The organism is Pseudoalteromonas sp. PPB1 (assembly GCF_015356275.1).
GTDB lineage: Bacteria > Pseudomonadota > Gammaproteobacteria > Enterobacterales > Alteromonadaceae > Pseudoalteromonas > Pseudoalteromonas rubra_D.
On sequence record NZ_JACEQV010000072.1, the window covers coordinates 1 to 1,516 of the forward strand.

1 rRNA gene is annotated in these 1,516 nt (G+C 38.4%); it reads left to right on the forward strand.

What is annotated here, in order from left to right:
* Positions 1-1,400 precede the first annotated feature (1,400 nt).
* Positions 1,401-1,516 (forward strand): 16S ribosomal RNA (locus tag IY568_RS24325); the annotation flags it as partial.

A 1,516-nucleotide genomic window follows, 5' to 3' on the forward strand; every position in this document is an offset into this window, starting at 1 on the left:
AGCTACGAAGACATTTTGGATCAGGTCAGTGAAGCATGGAATGCGTTTATCTCATGTGCTGACAGGGTGAAATCACTATGCTTTAGAGACTGGATAAAAATGACCAGTTAATTAATCAAAATGGTATAATACCAATTTCACTTAATACCTGGTCTATTTGAAGGAGCAAATAGGACGCTAACGGCGTTAAAAATTTCTTATTTAGAACAACTAAATAGCAAAATTTTTGCCTTGTTATCGACCCTATTTTCTCGCCTCAAAATAGATCACTTAATTAAGCAAATTGGTATAAGTTATTTTCGCCCTGTGCATCTATGTAACCATATATCCAGATATCTCTTATGACGAACAACGCTGAAGTTTTCTTCAGGTTTAGGCAACACCAAGAAAATGGTTGAACAAAATCCCGCACTTGATGCGGGAACTATTAACAGGTCACATGATGAGTATGAATGACACATCGACCTGACAATGATTACCCGACGCGTAATTAGGTTATTTTCGCCCATGTCTATTCATGCAACTATGTATCTATATATCGAGTGATGCCAGCAGCGCTGAAGTTTCCTTAGCCACCAACTGCAATGAGTAATAACACCTCCAAAAGATTCTATAAGATCCTACATCGAGTGCAGGACGACGACACTGTGGCGTCAGGTGCGAAATAGAATTAGGATGATTTGATGCTGCTACCAGGAGATCGCTTGCTTGTTATATTGTTTATTATTGAGCTAGTAAAGAAGTGCAATGACGCCCTCGCGATTAAACTTTTCTAGTCTATTTATTATATGAGTTTCTAATACTCCCGGCAGAGGACGATACTGAAAGCTGGCTGTGAGCAATATGGCCGGTGTAATGACGTAATTATGTGATCTTATCCACAGTTGGGTGTGTATATCTTGTTTTTAATTTATGTATATTCTGAGGGTGAAAATGGAGGTCATTTTATTAATAAAAAAGAGAAAAAAGGGGTTGCAATGGTTTTCAATTTCCCTATAATGCGCATCCACCGACACGGAGCACAACGCTGAAAAGCAACGAGTTAAGTGAAGGAAAAGCCAAACGGAAAGCTTAATTAAGAAAAATTAAATTTTCTAGTTGACTTTAAAAGTGAAGCGGTTAATATGGCGCTCCACTTCGCAGCGAGGCTGCGGTAACTAACGAAGTTTAGTTACATAGTTCTTTAAAAATATGAAGCAATCATCTGTGTGGGCACTCGTACAGATTGAGTTCTAACAGCGAATTTCAGTTTACTGAATGACGCACAAAAATTTAGAGTATCAACTGAACTGAGTGACTAACATAGTCAATTCGTTTTGATTTTACTTTTTTAAAGTAGAAACAGACAAAATCAGAATTCATTGAGCATGGTTTGAAGTTTACTTCAAACAAAAAACTTTTAATTGAAGAGTTTGATCATGGCTCAGATTGAACGCTGGCGGCAGGCCTAACACATGCAAGTCGAGCGGTAACATTTCTAGCTTGCTAGAAGATGACGAGCGGCGGACGGGTGAGT